Source organism: Nocardioides sp. SYSU D00038 (assembly GCF_016924665.1).
Classification (GTDB): Bacteria; Actinomycetota; Actinomycetes; order Propionibacteriales; family Nocardioidaceae; genus Nocardioides.
In genome coordinates this window covers 18,682-39,469 of record NZ_JAFFJT010000011.1, presented here as the reverse complement: position 1 = coordinate 39,469, position 20,788 = coordinate 18,682, and the positions used below count along the sequence as shown (strand labels likewise).

Sequence of the window (20,788 nt, the reverse complement as noted above, 5' to 3'; positions counted from 1 at the left end):
TCAGCGGGCCAGGGGCCGAAAGCCGCGCAGCCGCAGGCTGTTGGTCACCACGAACACCGAGCTCAGCGCCATCGCGGCCCCGGCCAGCATCGGGTTGAGCAGCCCCGCGGCGGCCAGCGGCAGCGCGGCGACGTTGTAGGCGAACGCCCAGAACAGGTTGCCCCGGATCGTGCCGAGCGTGCGCCGCGAGAGCCGGACGGCGTCCGCCGCAACCCGGAGGTCGCCGCTCACCAGCGTCAGGTCGCTGGCCTCGATGGCGGCGTCGGTGCCGGTGCCCATCGCGATGCCGAGGTCGGCGGTGGCGAGCGCCGCGGCGTCGTTGACGCCGTCGCCGACCATGGCCACGGTGCGGCCCTCCGCACGGAGGTCGGAGACCACCGCGACCTTCTGCTCGGGGAGCACCCCGGCGACCACCCGGTCGATGCCGACCTCGGCCGCGACCGCCCGGGCCGCGCGCTCGTGGTCGCCGGTGAGCAGCACCGGCTCGAGGCCCAGCCCCCGCAACGAGGCGACCGCGGCGGCGGAGGTGTCCCTGACCGTGTCGGCGACCGCGAGCACGCCGCGGGCCCGGCCCGCCCAGCCGGCGGCGACCGCCGTCCGACCGGCGGCCTCGACCTCGTCGACCGCGGCAGCCACCTCGGCGGGCACCTCGAGTCCGTGCTCGACCAGCAGCCCGGTCCGGCCCACGAGCACCTCGCGCCCCTCGACGGTGCCGAGCACCCCGAGGCCGGCCAGCGCGCGGAACCCGGTGACCTCCGGGTGCGGGCCCGGGCCCGCGACGGCCCGGCCGATCGGGTGCTCGCTGGCGGCCTCGACCGCGCCGGCCAGCCGCCTCAGCTCCGCCTCGTCCTGCCCGGCCGCCGGCCGCACCTCGACCAGCGCCATCCGGCCGGTGGTCACCGTGCCGGTCTTGTCCAGCACGACCGTGTCGACCCTGCGGGTCGACTCGAGCACCTCGGGCCCGCGGATCAGGATGCCGAGCTGGGCGCCGCGGCCGGTGCCGACCATGAGGGCCGTGGGCGTGGCCAGGCCGAGCGCGCAGGGGCAGGCGATGATCAACACCGCCACCGCGGCCGAGAACGCCGTCGTGGCGCCCGACCCGGTGCCGAGCCAGTAGCCGACGGTGCCCACCGCGAGCGCGATGACCAGCGGCACGAAGACCCCCGAGACGCGGTCGGCCAAGCGCTGCGCCTGGGTCTTGCCGTGCTGGGCCTCCTCGACCAGCCGGGCCATCCGGGCCAGCTGCGTGTCGCTGCCGACCCTGGTGGCGCGGACGACCAGCCGCCCGGAGGCGTTGACGGTCGCGCCCACCACGGGGTCGCCGGGCCCGACGTCGACGGGCACCGACTCGCCGGTGAGCATCGAGACGTCGACGGCCGAGGCGCCGCTCTCGACGACCCCGTCGGTCGCCACCGTCTCGCCGGGGCGCACCACGAAGGTGTCGCCGACCGCCAGCGACCCCGCCGGCACCTGCTGCTCGACCCCGTCGCGGAGCAGCGTCGCCTCGCGGGCGCCGAGCGACAGCAGGGCGCGCAGGGCGGCTCCGGCCCGGCGCTTGGAGCGCTTCTCGAACCAGCGCCCGGCCAGCAGGAACGTCGTCACACCAGCGGCGGTCTCGAGGTAGACGTTGCCCAGGCCGTCGCTGCGCTCGATCCCGAACGAGAACCCGTGGGTCATCCCGGGGTCGCCGGCGGTGCCGAGGAAGAGCGCGACGAGCGACCACGCGTACGCCGCCAGCACCCCCATCGAGACCAGCGTGTCCATCGTGGTGGCGCCGTGCCGCAGGTTGACCCACGCGGCCCGGTGGAACGGCCAGGCGCCCCACACCGCGACCGGCGTGGCCAGGGTCAGCGAGGCCCACTGCCAGTGGTCGAACTGCCAGGCCGGCACCATCGCCAGCACCACCACCGGCAGGGTCAGCAGCGCCGACCCCACCAGGCGCTGACGCAGCGCGTCGAGCTCGGGGTCGGGCACGACGTCCGGGTCGGCGGCGTCCGGCCCGCCCCCCGGCTCGGGCTCCGGCTCGGGGAGCGCCGCGGCGTACCCCGCCGCGGCCACGGTGTCGAGCAGCAGCTCGGTAGCGACGGTCGGCGGGAACGACACGCGCGCCCTCTCCGTGGCGTAGTTGACCGACGCGGTCACGCCGTCGAGCTTGTTGAGCTTGCGCTCGATCCGGTTGGCGCACGAGGCGCAGGTCATCCCGGTGATGGCGAGCTCGACGTCCTCGAGGTCAGTGTGCTCCGGACTCGTCGTGCCCATGCTCGTCACCTCCGTCCGTGACGGTGACCGTGAACGGCACCATCCGCACCGTGCCCTCGTGCTGGAACTCCAGGAACAGCCGGTAGCGGCCGGCGCTCGGGAACGTGGTCGCGAACGTCACCGCCGGGCCGTGGTGGTCACTCTCCTCGGGGTGGACGTGGAGGTAGCCCACGTCGCCGTCGCGCAGCGCGACCAGGTGACCCAGGGCGCCCAGGTAGGGCTCGAGGTCGGTGACCGGCACGCCGTCGCGACTGACGGTCGCGGTCAGCGTGGTCTCGTGACCCGCGGCCAGCCCACCGGCGAGCGTGACGTCGTAGCCACCGACGGCGCCGTCGAGGCGATCGTCCCCCAGCGGCCTCGGCGTCGTCGTGCCCGCGACGTGGAGGTCGGTGCCGAGCACGACCGGGTCGCCCGCGGCGGGGTCGAGGTCGGCCAGCACCCGCCAGGTGCCGGGCGTCAGGTCGACCCGGGTGGTCCAGGTGCCGGTGGCCTCGTCGAGCTCGGGGTGGACGTGCTGGAACCCCGTCAGGTCGCGGCGGACGACGACCAGGTGGAGCTCCTTCTCGTGCTGCACCTCGTAGTCGACCACCGGCTCACCGTCGGGTCCGCGCACGACGAAGGCCAGGCCGCGCCTGCCGGCGGTCGCCACCGGCTCGGCCAGCTCGATCGAGAAACCGTCGGCCGAGCGCTCGAGCCCCACCGGCCCTGCGTGCCCGCCTGCTTGCCCGGCGGTGTGCCCGGCGGTGTGCCCGGCGCCGGCCTGCTCGGGCTGGTGCTCGGGCTGGTGCTCGGGCTGGGCAGCCGGGGCGGGCGAGCCGGTGAGCCGGCCCAGGCCCAGCGCGGCGGCGAACACGACCGCGAGTGCCCCCACGAACGCCGCGACGCGGGCCGCGGTGCTCATGCCAGCTCGTAGCCCGCCTCGGCCACGGCCGCGGCGACGGCGGCGCGGTCGAGCGGGGCGGCGCTGGTCACGACGACCGCACCGGTCTCGAGCGTCACGGCGACGTCCTCGACGCCGGGCAGCTCGGTCAGCTCCTCGGTCACCGACGCGACGCAGTGGCCGCAGGTCATCCCGCTGACGGTGTAGGTCTGGGTCTCGCTCATGGGGCTCCTCCTCGTCAGGACCGGACCAGGCGCGTGATCGCGTCCATGGCCTCGGTCACCTTGTCGCGCGCCTCGGCGTCGCCGGCCCGGGCGGCGTCGACCACGCAGTGGTTCATGTGCTCCTCGAGCAGCGCCAGCGAGAACGACTGCAGCGCCTTCGTCATCGCCGAGACCTGGGTGAGGACGTCGATGCAGTACTGCTCCTCCTCGACCATCCGCTGCAGGCCGCGGGCCTGCCCCTCGATCCGGCGCAGCCGCTTGAGGTGGTCCTCCTTGCGGTGGAGGTAGCCGTGCTGGTGCTCGCTCATGGCGATAACCCTACCCCCCTAGGGTATGAATGCAAGTGCGCGGGAGGAGGCCCCGATCACGGCCGCCCGGACCCGGCGAGTGCCAGGGGCGGACGTTCAGTCGGCGGACGGAGCCTGCGGCGACTGGGGCACGACGCCGAGGATCTCGTCGATCTCGGTCGTGGAGAGGTGCTCGTCGGCCTCGCTGGCCGCGATGATCAGGTTGGTCGTGAGCTCGACCTCACCGAGCAGGTCGGAGTCCTCGAGCGTGACGTCGAACTGGTCGTACACCCGAACCTCCCTCGCGCCCTCGGCGTCGTGGAGAACGCCTGGTGAACTCTTGGGTCCAGCGTACGTGGTCGCGCAGCACGGTGGACCTGATCCGTGCGGGTGGTCCTGCGACCACCCGGGATGACCAGTCGGTACCCGGGCGGGGACCGAACATGCTCGAGGCCCCCACCCACAGGGGGTGGAGGCCTCGAGGGATGTCAGACCAGGAACAGGTCAGACGGGACGGACGTTCTCCGCCTGCGGGCCCTTCGGGCCCTGGGTGACGTCGAACTCGACCTTCTGGTTCTCGTCCAGGGACTTGTAGCCCTGGGTCTGGATCGCCGAGTAGTGCACGAAGACGTCGTCGCCGCCGTCCTCCTGCGCGATGAAGCCGAAGCCCTTCTCAGCGTTGAACCACTTCACGGTGCCCTGAGCCATTGCTCGTTTACTCCTTAGTCGGGGCGAGAGATCGTCACTTCGACGACCCCGCAATAGATGCGGTGACACGTCGCTCCGACTCGTGGATGGGAACCACGAAGCAGAAACGCCGTTGGATCACGTACTCCTTAGGCGTCAGACCAGCTGGAACTTGCACCTGTTGCTGTCACGACAGTACCAACTGCGGCGCCAGCGCAAACATCGCGGGCGACCGAAATCCCATCCTTCGGCGTGAAAGTTCCGCGTCGAGGGCGTGACGAGCGGGCGAACCGGGCTCGGGGGCGGGGTCCGGTGCCGCTCGGGCGGTCACGGCGGGTACCCCAGGGGGCATAGTCGGAACGGGTCATATCGGCGCCCCGATCGGGCAGATCGGCACCGATCTCCTTGCCCCTCCGCGACCCCCGGTCGAGGCTGCGGGTGACCTCCCCCAAGGTCGGCCGGTCGAGCGTCCCCCCACGGTCACCGGCCCCGACCGCCGACGTCCGCGCCCCCCGGCGCGGACGGGGCCCGCACCCCCCGGACGGCCCATGCACCCCCAGCAGCGGATCCGCACCGTCGTCGCCGCGCTCGCGCTCGCCGTCACCGGCTCCAGCCTCGCGCCCACCGGGCTGACCCCGGCGGCCGGCGCCGCTTCGGGCGGGCGGACCTACTACGTCTCCCCCACGGGCTCCGACAGCGCGTCGGGCACCAGCCCGCTCCGACCGCTGCGCACCCTGGCCCGCGCCTCGCGGCTCCCGCTGGCCGCCGGCGACCGGGTGCTGCTCCAGCGCGGCCGGACCTTCGCCGGACGCCTCGAGATCAGCCGGTCCGGCACCCCCGGGCGACCGGTCTCGCTGGGGGCCTACGGCGCGGGCGCCCTGCCCGTGGTCACTGGCGAGTGCATCACCACCACCGGCTCCCACGTCGAGGTGACCGACGTGCACGTGCGCGGCTGCTCGGTCGGCGTCCGGGTGCAGGGCCGGGCCACCACGCTGCGCCGGATCCGGGCGACCCGCAACATCCAGGGCGTCGACATCCTGCCGGGGGCCACCGGCGCCAAGGTGCTGCGCAGCCGGTTCCTGGACAACAACCGACTGGCGCCCGACACCCCCGGTGAGTGGGACGACTACGGCGCGATGGGCGTCGTCGTGCAGGGCGACCGCGCGGAGATCGCCTACAACTACTTCGAGGGGCAGGTCGCCGCGTCGCCGGACTTCGGCACCGACGGCTCGGCCATCGAGATCTACGGCGGCATCGGCACCTCGGTGCACCACAACGAGGGGCGCGACAACCGGGCCTTCACCGAGCTCGGGCACGCGCGCACCGACCGCACGACGTACGCCTACAACGTGTCGGTCTCGTCGGTGCGGTTCGCGGAGTTCCTCGTCACCCGCGGGGCCGGCGACTTCTTCGGCCCGGTCACCCGCACGGTCGCCCTCAACAACACCGTGCGCCACACCGGGCACGGGTCGCAGGGCTTCTACGTCGGCGGCACCTCGACGCCGAGCACGCTGACGATCCGCAACAACATCTTCGACGTGGCGGGCCGGATCGGCTACGCCGAGGGCAGCATCGGCGGGGGCGGCAACCTCTACTGGAACGGGCCGGTCGAGACCCGGATGCTGCCGGGCGACCGGGTGGCCGACCCGCAGTTCGTCAACCGCAGCGGCCGCCAGCTGGTCCCCCGCGCCTCGAGCCCCGCCGTCGACCGGGTGCGCAGGCCACCCGCCCGGCGCGACCTGCGCAACCGCCGCGTCCCCACCGACGGCAACGGCGACGGCCGCCGCGTCGGCGACATCGGCGCCTTCGAGGCGGGTCCCCGTCGGCACCCCTGAGCCCGCGCCCCGGGCCTCTGGGAGGATGGCGGGCGCCGGGGCCCCTAGCTCAATTGGCAGAGCAGGAGACTTTTAATCTCTTGGTTGTGGGTTCGAGTCCCACGGGGCCTACCGCTCGTGCGCCGCGCCCTGTGTGGCGGCTCACCCCACGGGGCGTATGCCCCGGCCGTCCCGGGGCACCATCATGGGACCAGCCCGGACCGGGCATCGGGGCTCCCCGGTCTCTTCCTCCGCACGACTCGAGGTTCACATGAACACCCAGCAGCACGCGCCCGACCCCGACCGCGAACCGGCCTACGCCGACCTCGTGGCCGAGTTCGGGTACGACCCGGTCGCCGCCCCGTCGTACGAGCCCGCCTCCTGGACCCAGGGCCTGCCCGTCGCCCAGTAGGTGATCCGCGGTCACCCGGCCTCCGCCTAGCGGCAGGCCAGGTAGGACCGTGAGGCCGCCTTGGTGCGGCCCTTCCTGGCGGGCTGGAGCACGACCACCGCGCGCAGCGTGACGGCCTTCGTCGCCGGCAGGTTGCGCAGCACCACGCGCCTGCCGCGCTCCACCTTCCGCACGGTGCGGACCTTGCGCCCGTCGACCAGCAGCCGGACGGCGGCCGCCCGGCCCGGGCCGGCGCGCAGCACGATGGCTGCGGAGCCGGCCGCGCAGTCGCGCCCGGTGGGCAGGTCCACCAGCGAGCGGCCCGCGCCCCGCTCGGGGCCGGTGGCGGTGCCGGCCTCCGCGAACGTCGCCCGCAGCCTGCCGGCGCCGCTGACCGACAGGTCGCCGTCCGCCGCGCGGGCGCCGCGCACACCGCGCAGCGTCAGCTGGTGGAGTCCGGCCGGCAGGAGCACCCGCACTGCGCGCCGGTCGTCCGGGAGGGTGGTGGTCAGGTCGGCGACGATCGAACCCCCGGTGCGCAGCCGGGCCTGGGCTTCCCCGAGGCCGGCGTTGTCGACCTGGAGGGTCAGCCAGCCGGGTCGCGGGAGCTGGAGCGGCACCACGAGCTGGGCGGCCTGGACCGCCCGCGCCTGGCAGGTCGCGACGTAGTCGGCGTCGAGGGCGAGCTCGTCGTCGACCACCAGCTCCACGGTCTGCGGTACGCCGCCTCGGGTGGTGATCCGCGGCACCGCGCGGACCTCGCCGCGGATCTCGGTCGACTCCGCGGGCGGGAGGGCGGAGTGGATCGTGGTGTCGACCCCAGCCGTCCGCGGCACCTCGGTGCCATCGGTGGGCACGGCGTAGGTCGTAGGCGTGGCGCTGCCGGCCGAGCCGGCGCACGTGTCGGACCACGCCCGCGCCAGCAGCTGGAGCCGAGGGGACTCCGGCGGCGAGGCCGATGCCGGGGAAGCGGGGACCAGGTTCAGCGCACCGACGGCGAGGCCGGCGCCGGTGAGCGTGGCGAGGAGGCTTGAACGGGAGCGAGGCACGACGGACTCCTGAGGACTTGTCGGGAGCCGTAAACTACCATCGCTAGTTTGGCGGGACAACCTCGTTTCGTGGACGACGCCGACCCGGCGCGGCTGGCGCCGGGTCGGCGGACGTCCCCTCAGCGCGCCTCAGGCGGAGCAGGCGGCGTAGGAGCGGGTCACCGTCTTGACCTTGCTGGGCTTGCCCTTCCGCGCGGGCTTCAGCACGACCACCGACCGCACCGTCGCGGCCTTCGCGTCGGCGAGACCGGTGAGACGGACGGTCTGGCCCTTCTTGGGGGTGCGAACCGTCTTCTTCTTGGCGCCGTTGACGTAGAAGGTCGCCTTCCTCACCTTCCTGGCCGACTGCTTGAACGCCGCGGCGACCGCGTTCCCCGCGCAGTCGCGGGCGTCGGGGAGGGCGACGAAGGTGCGCCCACCGCCGACAGCGGCCGAGGTGGCGGCACCGGCCTCGGTGAAGCCGACCCTGACCGAGGCGGTGCCCGCGGTGTCGAGGTTGCCGGTCTCCACGCTGTGGCCACGGCGGACTTCGGTGTGGAAGAAGTAGGTGCCCGCGACGAGGTAGGTGCGCAGGCTGGCGGAGTCATAGGGGTGGTCGGTCTCGTGGTACCAGTCCTGGGTGCCCGGGGTGTCGAGACCCGTGGCCAGCTCACCGGCGCGGCGGTTGTCGATGTCGGCGGTGAACCAGCCCGGCTCGTCGATCGTGAAGGTGAAGCCCAGCTCGACGCTCTGCATGGAGTAGGCGTTGCACGAGGTGGGGGCGGGCTTCGCCATCTTCAGCGCCGTCCGCAGCGCGATGTCGGCGCTCACCAGTCGACCACCCTGGGAGCGGATGGTGGCGGTGCCGCCTGCCCGGTTGGTCACCGAGGTGCGAGGCCCGGGGTCGGCGGGGTCGTGGACGGTTCCGGTGCGCAGCTGGCCGACCTGCCGCGGGACGCCGTTGGGCGCGACCTGGACACTCTCGGTGCCGGACAGCGTCGTGTGGTCCTCGCACGCGTTGGGGCCGGCGGCGCTGGTGTCGACGTCGAAGGAGCCGCTGCTGGTGCTGGGCGCGGCGGAAACGGTGGGGGCGAGAGCGACCAGCGCGGCGGTCGCCAGCGAGGTGGAGACGGCCAGGGCGAGGGTGCGGTGCGACATGGGTGCCTTTCGGGTTCGGGAGGGTGGCCCGACGGGCCAGGACGTGGACGTACGGCGACCGTAGGTGGTTCCGGGGTCGCCGTACGCGGTCGTGCAGGTGCAGCAGTGTCTAGGCCGAGCAGGCGGTGTAGGACCGGGTGACCGTCCTGGTCCTGCCCTTCTTGCCCTTGCGGGGCGGGTCGAGCCGGAGCACCGCCCTGATCGTCACCGGCTGGGCGGCCGCCAGCCCGCGGAGCCGCACGGTCCGGTTCGGCCGGGGGTTCCTCACCGTCCGGCGCTGGGCACCGTTGACGAAGAACGTCGCCTTGGCGACCTTCCGGGCCGGTCTCCTGAACGTCGGGGTCACCGCGCCGCCCGCGCAGTCGCGGGTCGCGGGGAGGCCCACGAACGACGTGCCGCGGCCCCGCGCCGGACCCGCGGCGAGCCCGCCCTCGACGAACGACGCGGTCACCACGGCCGTGCCCGAGGCGTCGAGGTCGCCGTCGACGGCGGCGTGCTGCTGACGGACCGTAGCGACGAGCTGGTGCTTGCCGGCCGGGAGGTGGACCCGGGTCCGCCGGTGGTCGGAGGGCAGCTGGCTGTCGAGGGTCGCGCGCGTCGCACCCCCCGTCCGCACCGTCGTCGTGACCCGGCCCGCACCAGCGTTGGTCAGGTCGAGGGTCAGGAACCCGCCGCGGGGCAGGTCGAGACCCACCACGAGGTCGGCGTACACCTCCTGGCTCACGCCGCAGCTCGTGGACGGTGGGGCATCCATGGCCATCTCGTCGGCCACCTCGAAGCGGACCTCCCGCAGGGCCCCGCCCGCCGTCGAGATGCGGGCGTGGCCGGTGATCGCACCGTCGACGGTGGTCTCGTCGCCGGAAGTGACGATGTTGTTGAACTCGCCGGCGAACGAGTCGGATCGCGCCAGCGTCGGCTGGTCGAGCGGCACCGGGTAGTGGTGCACCTCGTCCGTCCCCAGGTTGCCCATCGGGGAGCACTGCAGGGACTCGGCCTCTGCGTGCGCGCGCACGCCGATCTGAGCCCCGGTCACGGGGGGCGCGGCCCCGGCCGTCCCGGGTGTTGCCACGAGGACCGATCCGGTCAGCAGGAGCGCGGCGGTCACCGCCACGGCAGGGGGTCGCAGGAGGCTGGGCGCCATCGGTGCTCCTGGGTTCGTCGGGAGTCGAGCCAGAGAACGATAGGCAACGAGCGCCACGCGCGCGACCCATCAGCCCCGCCGTCTGGACCGTTGTGGACGGCGGGGTGTGGGGCGGGGCCGTCAGGGTTCCCAGGTGCCGGTGGGGTCGCGGCGGGCGGTGAGGCCATGGGGGCTGGTCCACTCGACTGTCTGTTGGTCGATCCGGTCGTAGGTCCACATCGCATGTGTCTTGAGGCGGTGATGCCGCCGGCAGAGCGGCACGAGGTTGCAGGAGCAGGTGGGTCCGCCGTCGTCGTACGCCACGGTGTGGTCGGTGTCGCAGCGGGCTGCTGGGCGGGTGCAGTGGGGGAAGGCGCAGGTGTGGAAGATCAGCTCGGCTTGGCGCTTGAGCCGGGCTGGGACCTCGGCGCTGTCGATCTGGTGGTGGGTGTTGAGGTCGATGACCTGCACGGGCTTCACCACGGTCGCCTTCCCGCACCAGTCGGCGACCTGGTCGAGGGTGACGGGCTCGCGGGTGTTGTCGAGCAGACCGACGGCTTGGTCGTGGAAGTGGACCACGACGGTGGTGTCGCCCTTCACGAGCTGACCCAGGGCATTCGCGCGTCGGAGGTCGAGGGGTTCGTCAGTCTCGATGGTCTTGGCGCCGGCCGCGATCGCGGTCTCGAGCTGGAGGGCGGTGGCGGTGTCGACCTGGGCGTCGACCCAGGCGATGCCGTGACGGCCGTGGGTGATCCGCACGTAGCGCTTGGCGAGCGCTGCTCGTCGGTCGCGCTCTGCCCGGTCGGGGTCGAAGCGGAGGATCGCTTCGGTGACGAGGTTCTCGACCTGCCTGGGCCCGAGCCGGGCGGCCTTGGTCTCGAGCTGGGAGTCGACGTGCGCCGCGACCGCGGGCGGCAGTGCGATGGTGTGCTTGGCGACGGTGCGGGCCTTCCAGGCCTGCACCTCGCCGGCCTGCACGCGTGCCCAGAGCCGCTTGAGGCGGTGGCGCAGCTCGAGGGCCTCGGCAAGCAGGAGCCGGGCGGCGTGGGTGGAGGTGCCGAGCGCGAGGCCGAGCTCGGCGACGCAGAACTCCGCCACCTGCGGGGTGCCCTCGCCGCCGAGGACGTCGGCGTCCTCCCACCTCTCCATCGCGGGGACGATCGACTCGGCGGGGTGCAAGTCGGCCCACTCGCACGCGAGCCTGAGCAGGTCTGCCTCGGCGCGGTCGCGGACGTACTTGGTGTCGCGGACCGCGGCGAGGAGCTCTGCCCGGGTGCCTGTCATGCTTCGATCCAAGCATCGACCACCGACAGTGCTCGGCCGGATTTCGCGTTGTCCACAACGGGATTCCGGTTTGTCACCCGATCGTTATCGCGGTCGGGAGGCGCCCACCGCTGGTTGAGGAAGTCGCGCTAGCGACTGTCTCGAAACCCCCGCCGGCCGAACGCAGACCGTCCCCACCCGGAGGGCTCTCGGCTCGCCGGGTAACTGAGTGAAGGACCTCGTCCTTCCTCAACCAGCGATGCGCCAAGCCCGCGCAAGCTGGCGGCGCGAGCTTGCGAGTGCCGGCCGTGCGCCGTCCCACCTGGTCGGGAGAGGCTCGGGGTCAAGGCCGCCGAAGGCGCCGCAGGGAAGCCTTGACGCCGAGACCCGACCAGGTAGGCGCGCGGGCGCCCCGAGTCAGCCGCAGGAGGTCTCCGAACCCTGGTCCAGGGAGGGCGTTCGACTTGCCGGGTTTCGAGGCTCGTCGCTAGCGCTCCTCGCACCTCAACCAGCGCCAACCGTGACCATCGCTGGTTGAGGAAGTCGCGCTAGCGACTGTCTCGAAACCCCCGCCGGCCAAACGCCTGCGGGTACCGCCGACCCCGCGCTTGTTGACGCCGCGGTGCGCCCACCCGGCGTCAATTAACGACGGGTCGGCGATACCCGGGCTGCCCGCGGTGTTGCGGGAGGGCTCTTGTCTCACCGGGTAACGAGTGAAGGACTTCGTCCTTCCTCAACCAGCGGTGGGGCAAGCGCCCGCGCGTGCTGGCGGCGCGAGCTTGCGAGTGCCGGCAGTGCGCCGTACAGCAGGCCGACCGAGGCTCGCGGTCAAGGACGCCCAAGGCGCCGGAGGGAATCCTCGACGGCGAGCGTCGGCCTGCTAGCCGCGGGCGCCCCGAGTTGGCCAGCGGAGGGACCCGAATCCCGAGGAAGGGAGGGCTGTCGTCCCACCGGGCAACGAGTGAGGACCACTCGGACGCACGAACGGCGGCCCGGGAGCCCCGGGCCGCCGTACGCGGTCGATCGTGGTGGAGCAGGTGGGTCAGCCGGAGCAGGCGGTGTAGGACCGGGTGACCGTCTTGGTCTTGCCGGGCTTGCCCTTGCGCGGCGGGTCGAGCTTGAGCACGGCCTTGACCGTCACCGGCTTGGCGTCGACCAGGCTGCCGAGCTTGACGGTCTTGCCCTTCTTGGCGTTCTTGACCGTCGTGCGCTTCTTGCCGTTGACGAAGAACGTCGCCTTCGCGACCTTCTTCGCCGGCTTCTTGAACGTCGCAGTCACCGCGTTGCCCGCGCAGTCACGAGCGGCCGGCAGGTCCACGAACGCCTTGCCGCCACCCTGCGCCGCGGCCGGAGCCGCGCCGCCGGGCACGAACTGGGCGGAGACCGAGCCGGTGAGCTTCTTCGACGCGACGCTCCCGCGCACTGCTTCCCGGGTGACCTCGAACTCCGCGTAGAACTCGTAGTCGCCGACCGGCAGGAACACCCGGCTGGTGTTGTCGTAGACGTCGAACTCCGACCAGGTGTCCTGCTCCTGCTGGTCCCCGTTGTCGTTGCGCTCGATCCAGGCCTCCGCGAAGGTGAACCCGCGGGAGGTCGTGTCGATGGTCAGCCACCCTGCCTGGGCGATCTTGAACTCGAAGTAGATCTCCGTGTAGCCCCGGAGGCGGGTGTCGCAGAGCTGGTTGGCAGGGGTGGACATGGAGTAATCCCCGGTGACCTTGAAGTCCACGGAGCGCAGGCTGCCCGCAGCCGCCGCGACGCGACCGGTGCCGGCCTGGCGGCTGTGGACCGTGGTGACCTCGGCCGGGACGTTGTCGTTGGTCACGGTCGCGTCGTAGGTGTGCCCCGCCGATCGCGCCTCGTTGTCGGTGACGAAGTCCTGCTCCTGGCCCGCGAAGGGCACCGACTCGGTGCAGTTGCCGCTCTGGTTGGACGCGGAGGCCGAGGACTCGATGTAGGCGTTGGTGAGGACGGGGGCGGCGTGAGCCGCGGGCGCGACGGCGGCGATGCTGAGGCCGAGCGCGCCGGACGCCACGAGGGCCGCAGCGCGGCCGAGCACGGGGTGCTTCATGTTGCTCCTTGGTTGTGGGACGAACCCACGGAGCCTAGGGTGCGCGCGCCGACGCGACCATGGCCCGTACGGGGCATTGCCCGTCACGCGACCGTGGGCCGCCCCCGACAACGAGGGCGACCCACGACGCTGGTCCGGTGCCCCTCAGCCGGAGCAGGCGGTGTAGGACCGGGTGACCGTCTTGGTCTTGCCGGGCTTGCCCTTGCGCGGCGGGTCGAGCTTGAGCACGGCCTTGACCGTCACCGCCTTGGCGTCGACCAGGCTGCCGAGCTTGACGGTCTTGCCCTTCTTGGCGCTGTTGACCGTCTTGCGCTTCTTGCCGTTGACGTAGAACGTCGCCTTCGCGACCTTCTTCGCCGGCTTCTTGAACGTCGCGGTCACCGCGTTGCCCGCGCAGTCACGAGCGGCCGGCAGGTCCACGAACGCCTTGCCGCCACCCTGTGCCGCGGCCGGGGCTGCGCCGCCCGGGACGAAGCTGGCCGTGATCCGGGCGCTCATGTCCCTGACGATGTTGCCCTGGGTGGCGCGGTGGTCGCGGTAGGTCTCCGCGTAGAAGCGGTACTCACCGGCCGGCAGCCATACCCGGTCGGTGCCGGTGTGGTTCTCGAACTCGGAGTAGTGGTCCTGGTCGGTGTCGGGACCGGACTGGTTCTCGACCTCGATGTAGGCCTCGACGTAGTTGTAGCCCTTGCTGGCCATGTCGACCGTGAACCAGCCGGCCTGCGCGATCTTGAAGTTGAAGTCGGTCTCGATGTAGCCGTAGGCATAGGTGTCGCACCCCTGGGCCGCGCCCTTCGCGGCCGTCATGCTGAATCGTCCGTTGGTGCGGAAGTCGGCCGACGCGAAGTTGCCGCCCAGGGTCGCCACCTTCATCGAGCCGTTCTGCCGGCTGACCACGTCGGTCCGGTCGGACGCGTCGTTGTCGTTGACCACGGCGCCCGTGTAGCTGTGACCGAGGGTGAGGGTCTGGTTGTCGCTCGTGGTGAAGTCCTTGCTGCTGTTGGCCGAGGGGCTGGTCGCGGTGCACGCCGCTGCGTTGTTCTGCTTGTACGCCGTGGCGTAGGTGTCGATCTCGCCGTCGGTGATGACCGGGTCGGCGTGGGCCGGGGTCGCCACGGCACTGATGGCACCGAGGGTGAGCGCGGCCGAGGCCGTGCCGATCCCGAGGCGGGCCAGAATGGGGTGCTTCATGGGGTGAGGTGCTCCTCGCAGAGAGTAGGTTGACCGCGCCAGCCTAGGTAAAGCCGCTGGGCGCGACCATGGCCCAGACGGGGCATTGCCCGTCACGCGACCGTGGGCCGCCCCCGACAACGAGGGCGGCCCACGACGCTGGTCCGGTGCCCCTCAGCCCGAACAGGCGGTGTAGGACCGGGTGACCGTCTTGGTCTTGCCCTTCTTGCCCTTGCGCGGCGGGTCGAGCTTGAGCACCGCCTTGACCGTCACCGGCTTGGCGTCGACCAGGCTGCCGAGCTTGACGGTCTTGCCCTTCTTGGCGCTGTTGACCGTCTTGCGCTTCTTGCCGTTGACGTAGAACGTCGCCTTCGCGACCTTCTTGGCCGGCTTCTTGAACGTCGCGGTCACCGCGTTGGCCGCGCAGTCACGAGCGGCGGGCAGGTCGACGAACGCCTTGCCGCCACCCTGTGCCGCGGCGGGGGCCGCGCCGCCGGGGACGAAGCTGGCGGTGATCCGGGCGGTCATGGTCTTGGAGACGTTGCCGTGGACCGCGTACTGGTTGCGGTAGGTCTCCGCGTAGAAGCGGTACTCACCGGCCGGCAGCCAGACCCGGTCGGTGCCGGTGTGGTTCTCGAACTCGGAGTAGTGGTCCTGGTCGGTGTCGGGGCCGGGCTGGTTCTCGACCTCGATGTAGGCCTCGACGTAGTTGTAGCCCTTGCTGGCCATGTCGACCGTGAACCAGCCGGCCTGCGCGATCTTGAACTCGAACTCGGTCTCGATGTAGGCGTAGGCATAGGTGTTGCACGCCTGGGCCGCGCCCTTCGCAGCGGTCAAGCTGAACCGCCCATTGGTGCGGAAGTCGGCCGACGCGAAGCTGCCACCGGCGGTGGCCACCTTGATCGAACCGCTCTGCTGGCTGACCACGTCGGTCCGGTCGGACGCGTCGTTGTCGTTGACCACGGCGCCCGTGTAGCTGTGGCCGTTGGTGAGGGTCTGGTTGTCGCTCGCGCTGAAGTTCTTGTCGATGTCGACGTCAGGGGCGGTCTGCGTGCAGGACGCGCCGCCCTGCTTGTACGCCGTGGCGTAGGTGTCGAGCTCGCCGTCGGTGATGACCGGGTCGGCGTGGGCCGGCGCGGCTGCCACGGCACTGAGGACGCCGAGGGTGAGCGCGGCCGAGGCCGTGCCGATCCCGAGGCGGGCCAGGATGGGGTGCTTCATGGGGTGAGGTGCTCCTCGCAGTGGGTCGTCGGTTGACCGCGCCAGCCTAGGTAAAGCCGGGCGAACGCGACCATGGCCCAGACGGGGCATTGCCTGGCAGACGTGACCGTGGGCCGCCCCTGACAACGAGGACGACCCACGACGCTGGTCCGGCTCTTATCAGCCCGAACAGGCGGTGTAGGACCGGGTGACCGTCTTGGTCTTGCCCTTCTTGCCCTTGCGCGGCGGGTCGAGCTTGAGCACGGCCTTGACCGTCACCGGCTTGGCGTCGACCAGGCTGCCGAGCTTGACGGTCTTGCCCTTCTTGGCGCTGTTGACCGTCTTGCGCTTCTTGCCGTTGACGAAGAACGTCGCCTTCGCGACCTTCTTCGCCGGCTTCTTGAACGTCGCAGTCACCGCGTTGCCCGCGCAGTCACGAGCGACCGGCAGGTCCACGAACGCCTTGCCGCCACCCTGTGCCGCCGCCGGAGCCTCCCCGCCCGGCACGAACCGCGCGGACACCGTGGCGGCCGACCGCTTCGTCGCGAAGCTCCCGCCCGAGGCGAAACGACGAGCCTCGAACTCGGCGTAGAACTCGTACTCACCGACCGGCAGGAACACCCGACTGGTGTTGTCGAAGACGTCGAACTCCGACCAGGTGTCCTGCTCCTCCTGCTCGGGAGAGTCGTCGCGTTCGATCCAAGCCTCCGAGTAGGTGAATCCACGCGAGGTCGTGTCGATGGTCAGCCAACCTGCCCGAGCGATCTTGAACTCGAAGTAGAGGTCGGTCTCTCCGCGCAAGCTGGTGTCGCACAGCTGGCCGGCAGGGACGGACATCGACTGCTCGCCGGTGACCTTGAAGTCCACCGATCGCAGACTGCCGCCCGCCGCCGTGACCCGGGCGGTGCCGGACTGCCGACTGTGGACGGTGGTCACCTCCGCAGGCGCGGCGTTGTTGGTCACGGTGGCGTCGTGGCTGTGCGAGGCGGAGCGGGTCTCGCTGTCGGTGACGAAGTCCTGGTTCTGGCTGGTCGAGGGCACCGACTCGGCGCAGTCGCCGGACATGTTGCCCGCGGAACCCACCGAGTAGATGTAGCCGTCGGTGATGACCGGGGCGGCCTGGGCGGGTGCGGCCACGGCGCTCAGGACGCCGAAGGCCAGCGTCGACGACGCCGCCAGGGCCATCGTCCGAGCGATGGTGCGGTGCTTCATGGAGGTAGCTCCTCGGGTAGTGGGGTACAACCCTCGGAGACTAGGCAGCGCCCGTCGTGGTGACCATGGCCCGGACGGGGCATTCGCGGGAGTGACAGGAGTGCTGCGGCGCCGCTACGGCCGCTCGACCACGGCCGCCGCGTCGGCGTAGGAGTGCTGGCTCGTGGTCGAGAAGTAGTTGATGCCGATGAAGTTGAACCACAGCGTCGCCATGCCGACCAGCGCCAGCAGCGCGGCGTTGCGGCCCTTCCAACCGGCGGTGGAGCGGGCGTGGAGGTAGGCGGCGTAGACGACCCAGGTGATGAACGCCCACACCTCCTTGGGGTCCCAGTTCCAGTACGACGACCACGCCTGGTGGGCCCAGATCGGACCGGTGATGAGCACCGCGAAGGTCCACACCGGGAAGGCGAAGGCGTGGATGCGGTACGCCGTGCGGTCGAGCGCCGCCAGCTCCGGGACCCGCGACATGATCGGCCCCACGGGGCGGCGCATCTTGACGAGGTACGTCGCCGAGAGGATCCCGCCGAGGGTGAACGCACCGGTCGCGAGCACCGCGGAGACCACGTGGATCACCAGCCACGGCGAGTTCAGCGAGTCGCTGAGCGGGCCGACCGGGTTGTAGAGCCAGATCACCGCCACCATCAGCAGGGTGACGACCAGGCCCACGACCAGGGGCGCCATCCAGGCCAGCCGGAACCGGCGGTAGAGCCCGACGTAGCCGGCCGCCACGACGAACGTGCCGGCCATCGTGAACTCGTACATGTTGCCCCACGGCACCCGGTTGGGGTCGGCGGCCAGCCCGCGAGCGACCAGCGCCACGAGGTGGGCGACCAGGGCCAGGACGGTCACGGCCAGGCCGATCCGGGCGAACCGCGCCACCCGCTCCTCCCGGTCGCTGCCGGACCCGAGGTCGTCCGCAGGGCCGGTGGCGACCGCGACGCCGCCACCCTCGGCGGCCTCGGTGGTGGCCGTCTCGTGCTGCCGGCGGCCGGCGAGCGCCGACCACTCGACCAGGTGGGCGACCAGGGCCAGGAAGTACAGCCCTCCGGCCACCGCGATCGCGGTGTTGCTCAGCGCGCTCCAGTCGGCGTCGCTCACGTCTTCTCCTCCTCGGCGAGGGCCTCGACGAGCTCCTCGATCACGGTCGTCACGTCGCCGCCGCCGGTGCGGTCGAGGGCGGCCACCGTCACCAGTGTGCCCCCACCCCCCGCGACGGCCCGCACCCAGACCCGGCGGGGCCGGATGAACAGCGAGCCCAGCAGCCCGACCAGCGCCAAGACCACCCCGGCGAGCGCGATCCGCTTGCCCGGCGTCTGGCTGATCTGGATCCGGTTCCAGTCGACGACCCGCTCGAACGTCACGCTGCCCAGGCCGTCGGGGAGCTCGGCGGTCTCGCCCGGCGAGAGGTCCAGCCGCAGGTCCTTGCCGTCCTCGCCCTCGACCTTGGTGGCCTTGGAGGTGTCGAGCACGTAGACCGACTGCGACGTGGAGTCGGCGGCGTCCATGTCGAGGTCACCGCGGTAGACCGACATCGACAGCAGCGGGTTGCGGGGCCGGCCGGGCACGTTGGTGAGGTCGCCGTCGGGCGTCATCACGAACGTCGGGAAGAACAACCCGTCGAGGCCGATCTGCTCGGGCCGGGCGTCCGGAGCCTTGACCACGCCGAACGACAGCAGGTCGGGGCCCTGCGGCAGGAAGATCGTGGGACCGGAGTAGGCGATGTTGCCCTCGCCGTCGCGCACGGTGATCACCGGCGCGTAGCCGTGCCCGATGAGGAACAGCTCGGTCGACCCCACCTTGAGCGGGTGGTTGACGCGCAGCCGGTACTCCTTCTCCTCGCCGTCGCGCTCCCGGTAGGTGAGGTGGGAGGCGAAGCCGCGCGAGGTGCCGATGCCCGGGCCGTCCTCGATCCACTCGACGTCGAAGTCGTCGACGGTGAAGACGAACGGGTCCATGTCCTCGGCCTGGAACAGCGTGCCGGGCACCAGGTCGTCGTAGGAGTTCGGGGTGTTGGCGACCGGGGTGCCGACCACCACGATCATCCCGCCCTTGTAGCCGAAGAGCCCACCCATGGCGAAGCCCACCAGCACCACCACCACCGACAGGTGGAACAGCAGGTTGCCCACCTCGCGCAGGTAGCCGCGCTCGGCGCTCACCGCGTCGTCGCCGTCGGCCGCGGCCCGCACCCGGTAGCCGCGCTCGCGCAGCACCGCGCGGGCGCGGGTGAGCACGGCCTCGCCCCCCAGGTCGGTGTCGTACGACGCGTGGTCGGGCAGCCGCTCGAGGTTGCGCGGGGCGCGGGGCGGCTCGGCTCGGATCGCCCGCAGGTAGACCCAGGTGCGCGGCAGGATGCAACCGATCAGCGAGACCATCAGCAGGATGTAGACGGCCGCGAACCACACCGAGCCGTAGACGTCGAACAGGCCGAGGCGGTCGTAGATCGGGGCGAGGGTGGGGTGCGCCTCGCGCCAGCGGCTGGTCTCGAGCGAGTCGAGGTTCTCCTGGGGGATGACCGACCCCGGCACCGCGGCCAGGGCGAGCAGGAGCAGCAGGATCAGCGCGGTGCGCATCGAGGTCAGCTGGCGCCACGCCCAGCGCAGCAGCTCGCGAGGGGTGAGCTCGCCGGCACGCCGGTCGGTGCGCTCGGTGCGCGCGTCCGGGGTCTGGGTCACAGGCCGACCGTCCAGTAGTCGGCGAGCTGCACCTGCATCCAGGCGACCGCCTGGTCCCACCAGCCGGTGAGCAGCAGCAGGCCGACCACGATCAGCATCACGCCACCGAAGACCGACACCGCGCGCTGGTGGCGGCGCACGAACGCCACCGCGGTCATCGCCCGGCGCCAGGCCAGGGCGGCGACGACGAACGGCACCCCCAGCCCCGCGGAGTACGCCGCCAGCAGGATGCCCGCGCGCAGCGAGCTCTCGTTGAACGCCAGCCCGAGGATCACGCCGAGCGTGGGGCCGACGCACGGCGTCCAGCCGAGCCCGAACAGGAAGCCGAGCAGCGGCGCGGCGGCCAGCCCCACCGCGGGCACCTTGTGGATGCGCACGTCGCGCTGGAGCAGCGGCACCAGCCCCATGAAGGCCAGGCCGAGCACGATCGCGAGGACGCCGAGCACGACGTTGAAGGTGGTGCGGTTGACGTCGAGCCAGCGCACGACGCTCGAGCTGGCGACGCCCAGGGTCACGAAGACCGCCGAGAAGCCGGCCACGAAGAGCAGCGCCCCGGCGAGCATCCGGCCGCGCTTGGCCTCGCCCGAGGCGACGTCGGCGCCGGAGAGGCCGGTGGCGTAGGAGAGGTAGCCGGGCAGCAGCGGGATCACGCAGGGCGAGAAGAACGACACCAGGCCGGCCACCAGCGCGAGCGGGACGGCCAGCACCAGCGAGCCGGAGGCGACGTTCTCGCCGAACCACTCACCCATCGGCGGGCTGCCCGGTCTGCCCCTCGGTGGGCACGTCCTCGGCCAGCAGGTCCTCGACCAGGTCGCCCAGCGTGGCCCGGCCGGGGATCGCGCCGAAGATCAGCGCGCCGAGGCGGCCCTGCCGGTCGAGCAGCGCGGTCGCGGGGATGGTGCGCGGGTTGATCTTGTCGCTGAACTCCAGCAGCACCGTGCTGCCGGGGTCGAAGAACGACGGGAACTCCATGCCCTGGGTGCGCTCGAAGGAGGCCGCGGTCTCCACGCCGTTGTCGCGGACGTTGACGCCGACCAGCGCGACGTCGTCGCCCTCGTTCTCGCTCGCCCAGTCGGTGAGCAGTGGCATCTCCTTGCGGCACTCCACGCACCAGGCGCCCCAGACGTTCACCACGACCACCTTGCCGCGGTAGTCGGCGATGTCGATCGGCTCGCCACCCACGGTGGTGCCGACCGCCTCGACCGGGTCGCCGCGCTCGTCCTCGGGGATCTGGAAGATCCGTCCCGTGCCCTCGTCGTAGCCCTTGCCGTCGGTGCCGCCGAGGTCGCTGCAGCCGGCCCCCGCCAGACCGACCAGGACCAGCAGGAGCACGAGCAGTCGCGAGCGCATGG

General features: G+C 71.9%; 20 protein-coding genes and 1 tRNA gene. 3 read left to right on the top strand and 18 right to left on the bottom strand.

Annotated elements, in window-relative coordinates:
• The 6 genes from JT721_RS06480 to JT721_RS06455 all read right to left on the bottom strand — a co-directional run bounded on the left by JT721_RS06480 (position 1) and on the right by JT721_RS06455 (position 4,358).
• On the bottom strand, positions 1–2,259 hold the full coding sequence (locus JT721_RS06480) for a cation-translocating P-type ATPase (RefSeq protein ID WP_205472137.1): 2,259 nt from the start codon (positions 2,257–2,259) through the stop codon (positions 1–3).
• Complete coding sequence (locus JT721_RS06475) at positions 2,231–3,160, bottom strand: hypothetical protein (protein ID WP_205472136.1); 930 nt, start codon at positions 3,158–3,160, stop codon at positions 2,231–2,233. Before JT721_RS06475 ends, JT721_RS06480 begins: the two co-directional genes overlap by 29 nt.
• On the bottom strand, positions 3,157–3,363 hold the full coding sequence (locus tag JT721_RS06470; protein ID WP_205472135.1) for a heavy-metal-associated domain-containing protein: 207 nt from the start codon (positions 3,361–3,363) through the stop codon (positions 3,157–3,159). The genes JT721_RS06475 and JT721_RS06470 overlap by 4 nt, the downstream gene beginning before the upstream one ends.
• A gap of 14 nt (positions 3,364–3,377) precedes the next feature.
• On the bottom strand, positions 3,378–3,671 hold the full coding sequence (locus JT721_RS06465; protein ID WP_205472134.1) for a metal-sensitive transcriptional regulator: 294 nt from the start codon (positions 3,669–3,671) through the stop codon (positions 3,378–3,380).
• A 96-nt stretch (positions 3,672–3,767) separates the two neighbouring features.
• A complete protein-coding gene (locus JT721_RS06460; RefSeq protein WP_205472133.1) occupies positions 3,768–3,941 on the bottom strand; it encodes a hypothetical protein in 174 nt (57 codons plus the stop codon).
• 213 nt (positions 3,942–4,154) lie between these two features.
• Positions 4,155–4,358, bottom strand: coding sequence for a cold-shock protein (locus JT721_RS06455; RefSeq protein WP_056863399.1), 204 nt, complete (start codon positions 4,356–4,358; stop codon positions 4,155–4,157).
• A 527-nt stretch (positions 4,359–4,885) separates the two neighbouring features.
• Between JT721_RS06455 and JT721_RS06450 the strand changes: the two genes are divergently transcribed.
• The 3 genes from JT721_RS06450 to JT721_RS06440 all read left to right on the top strand — a co-directional run bounded on the left by JT721_RS06450 (position 4,886) and on the right by JT721_RS06440 (position 6,563).
• Positions 4,886–6,172, top strand: a complete 1,287-nt coding sequence (locus JT721_RS06450; protein WP_205472132.1) for a hypothetical protein — start codon at positions 4,886–4,888, stop codon at positions 6,170–6,172.
• A gap of 38 nt (positions 6,173–6,210) precedes the next feature.
• Positions 6,211–6,283 (top strand) — tRNA-Lys (locus tag JT721_RS06445).
• Between the two features lie 139 nt (positions 6,284–6,422).
• Positions 6,423–6,563, top strand: coding sequence for a hypothetical protein (locus JT721_RS06440; protein WP_205472131.1), 141 nt, complete (start codon positions 6,423–6,425; stop codon positions 6,561–6,563).
• Between the two features lie 26 nt (positions 6,564–6,589).
• Here JT721_RS06440 and JT721_RS06435 read toward each other — a convergent pair whose 3' ends face one another.
• The 12 genes from JT721_RS06435 to JT721_RS06380 all read right to left on the bottom strand — a co-directional run bounded on the left by JT721_RS06435 (position 6,590) and on the right by JT721_RS06380 (position 20,786).
• Positions 6,590–7,591, bottom strand: a complete 1,002-nt coding sequence (locus JT721_RS06435; RefSeq protein ID WP_205472130.1) for a hypothetical protein — start codon at positions 7,589–7,591, stop codon at positions 6,590–6,592.
• A gap of 129 nt (positions 7,592–7,720) precedes the next feature.
• Complete coding sequence (locus tag JT721_RS06430) at positions 7,721–8,728, bottom strand: hypothetical protein (protein WP_205472129.1); 1,008 nt, start codon at positions 8,726–8,728, stop codon at positions 7,721–7,723.
• A 109-nt stretch (positions 8,729–8,837) separates the two neighbouring features.
• The gene (locus JT721_RS06425) at positions 8,838–9,698 is read right to left on the bottom strand and encodes a hypothetical protein (protein ID WP_205472128.1); all 861 of its coding nucleotides are present in this window, start codon (positions 9,696–9,698) and stop codon (positions 8,838–8,840) included.
• A gap of 291 nt (positions 9,699–9,989) precedes the next feature.
• Positions 9,990–11,132 carry an HNH endonuclease signature motif containing protein gene (locus tag JT721_RS06420; protein WP_205472127.1) on the bottom strand — a complete coding sequence of 381 codons (1,143 nt, stop codon included), beginning with the start codon at positions 11,130–11,132 and terminating at the stop codon, positions 9,990–9,992.
• A gap of 1,021 nt (positions 11,133–12,153) precedes the next feature.
• Complete coding sequence (locus JT721_RS06415; RefSeq protein ID WP_205472126.1) at positions 12,154–13,182, bottom strand: hypothetical protein; 1,029 nt, start codon at positions 13,180–13,182, stop codon at positions 12,154–12,156.
• 144 nt (positions 13,183–13,326) lie between these two features.
• A complete protein-coding gene (locus JT721_RS06410) occupies positions 13,327–14,373 on the bottom strand; it encodes a hypothetical protein (RefSeq protein WP_205472125.1) in 1,047 nt (348 codons plus the stop codon).
• A gap of 153 nt (positions 14,374–14,526) precedes the next feature.
• Positions 14,527–15,573, bottom strand: coding sequence for a hypothetical protein (locus JT721_RS06405; RefSeq protein ID WP_205472124.1), 1,047 nt, complete (start codon positions 15,571–15,573; stop codon positions 14,527–14,529).
• 159 nt (positions 15,574–15,732) lie between these two features.
• Complete coding sequence (locus tag JT721_RS06400) at positions 15,733–16,764, bottom strand: hypothetical protein (RefSeq protein ID WP_205472123.1); 1,032 nt, start codon at positions 16,762–16,764, stop codon at positions 15,733–15,735.
• Between the two features lie 114 nt (positions 16,765–16,878).
• Entirely contained in the window at positions 16,879–17,862 is a 984-nt protein-coding gene (ccsB, locus tag JT721_RS06395; RefSeq protein ID WP_205472122.1) for a c-type cytochrome biogenesis protein CcsB, read from the bottom strand.
• Complete coding sequence (locus tag JT721_RS06390) at positions 17,859–19,436, bottom strand: cytochrome c biogenesis protein ResB (RefSeq protein WP_307827919.1); 1,578 nt, start codon at positions 19,434–19,436, stop codon at positions 17,859–17,861. Before JT721_RS06390 ends, ccsB begins: the two co-directional genes overlap by 4 nt.
• Positions 19,433–20,185 (bottom strand): cytochrome c biogenesis CcdA family protein, encoded by a 753-nt coding sequence (locus JT721_RS06385; protein WP_205472121.1) that lies wholly within the window; start codon positions 20,183–20,185, stop codon positions 19,433–19,435. The genes JT721_RS06390 and JT721_RS06385 overlap by 4 nt, the downstream gene beginning before the upstream one ends.
• Positions 20,178–20,786 (bottom strand): TlpA disulfide reductase family protein, encoded by a 609-nt coding sequence (locus JT721_RS06380; protein ID WP_205472120.1) that lies wholly within the window; start codon positions 20,784–20,786, stop codon positions 20,178–20,180. The genes JT721_RS06385 and JT721_RS06380 overlap by 8 nt, the downstream gene beginning before the upstream one ends.
• Positions 20,787–20,788 lie beyond the last annotated feature (2 nt).

What these genes read in the sequence shown, in the direction of transcription:
- JT721_RS06455 (WP_056863399.1), bottom strand. Translation starts at nt 4,358, where the DNA reads ATGGCTCAGGGCACCGTGAAGTGGTTCAACGCTGAGAAGGGCTTCGGC.
- JT721_RS06400 (WP_205472123.1), bottom strand. Translation starts at nt 16,764, where the DNA reads ATGAAGCACCGCACCATCGCTCGGACGATGGCCCTGGCGGCGTCGTCG.
- JT721_RS06405 (WP_205472124.1), bottom strand. Translation starts at nt 15,573, where the DNA reads ATGAAGCACCCCATCCTGGCCCGCCTCGGGATCGGCACGGCCTCGGCC.
- JT721_RS06380 (WP_205472120.1), bottom strand. Translation starts at nt 20,786, where the DNA reads ATGCGCTCGCGACTGCTCGTGCTCCTGCTGGTCCTGGTCGGTCTGGCG.
- JT721_RS06410 (WP_205472125.1), bottom strand. Translation starts at nt 14,373, where the DNA reads ATGAAGCACCCCATTCTGGCCCGCCTCGGGATCGGCACGGCCTCGGCC.
- JT721_RS06415 (WP_205472126.1), bottom strand. Translation starts at nt 13,182, where the DNA reads ATGAAGCACCCCGTGCTCGGCCGCGCTGCGGCCCTCGTGGCGTCCGGC.
- JT721_RS06440 (WP_205472131.1), top strand. Translation starts at nt 6,423, where the DNA reads ATGAACACCCAGCAGCACGCGCCCGACCCCGACCGCGAACCGGCCTAC.
- JT721_RS06470 (WP_205472135.1), bottom strand. Translation starts at nt 3,363, where the DNA reads ATGAGCGAGACCCAGACCTACACCGTCAGCGGGATGACCTGCGGCCAC.
- JT721_RS06430 (WP_205472129.1), bottom strand. Translation starts at nt 8,728, where the DNA reads ATGTCGCACCGCACCCTCGCCCTGGCCGTCTCCACCTCGCTGGCGACC.
- JT721_RS06465 (WP_205472134.1), bottom strand. Translation starts at nt 3,671, where the DNA reads ATGAGCGAGCACCAGCACGGCTACCTCCACCGCAAGGAGGACCACCTC.
- JT721_RS06480 (WP_205472137.1), bottom strand. Translation starts at nt 2,259, where the DNA reads ATGGGCACGACGAGTCCGGAGCACACTGACCTCGAGGACGTCGAGCTC.
- JT721_RS06475 (WP_205472136.1), bottom strand. Translation starts at nt 3,160, where the DNA reads ATGAGCACCGCGGCCCGCGTCGCGGCGTTCGTGGGGGCACTCGCGGTC.
- JT721_RS06385 (WP_205472121.1), bottom strand. Translation starts at nt 20,185, where the DNA reads ATGGGTGAGTGGTTCGGCGAGAACGTCGCCTCCGGCTCGCTGGTGCTG.
- JT721_RS06425 (WP_205472128.1), bottom strand. Translation starts at nt 9,698, where the DNA reads ATGGGCAACCTGGGGACGGACGAGGTGCACCACTACCCGGTGCCGCTC.
- JT721_RS06420 (WP_205472127.1), bottom strand. Translation starts at nt 11,132, where the DNA reads ATGACAGGCACCCGGGCAGAGCTCCTCGCCGCGGTCCGCGACACCAAG.
- JT721_RS06450 (WP_205472132.1), top strand. Translation starts at nt 4,886, where the DNA reads ATGCACCCCCAGCAGCGGATCCGCACCGTCGTCGCCGCGCTCGCGCTC.